This is a genomic window from Mesorhizobium sp. M8A.F.Ca.ET.161.01.1.1, from assembly GCF_004792105.1.
In the GTDB taxonomy this organism is placed as follows: Bacteria; Pseudomonadota; Alphaproteobacteria; order Rhizobiales; family Rhizobiaceae; genus Mesorhizobium.
The window spans coordinates 1-324 of record NZ_SRTD01000300.1 but is presented as its reverse complement, the minus strand read 5'-3'; the positions used below and the strand labels follow the sequence as shown (position 1 = coordinate 324).

Annotated in this window: 1 pseudogene; it reads left to right on the top strand. The window is 63.6% G+C overall.

Features of this window, described 5'->3' with window-relative positions:
• Positions 1-301 (top strand): annotated as a pseudogene (locus tag EN804_RS35805) (FMN reductase); the annotation flags it as partial.
• Positions 302-324 lie beyond the last annotated feature (23 nt).

Genomic DNA, 324 nt, shown 5'->3' with positions numbered 1-324 from the left:
GGTGAGCCGGGTGCGCAAGGACGGCGGCCGGCCGGTCAGGCCGCTTGCCGGCAAGGTTGCCGGCCTGTGTTCGTCTTCCAGCGGAAAGTTCGCCGGGATACGCTGCATCAATCACCTGCGCGCCGTGCTGGTTCGCTGCCAGACGGAGGTGGTGACGCCGGAATGTTCGGTGCAGGAAGGCGGCAACGCCTTTGACGAAGGCGGGCATTTCAGGGATGAACGACTACGCCAATCGATGGAGCATCTATGCCGCACGCTGATCGAAACCTCGCGTATGCTGTCGACCCGGATCGGGGCATGACCCACTAGGACGATAGCATGCAG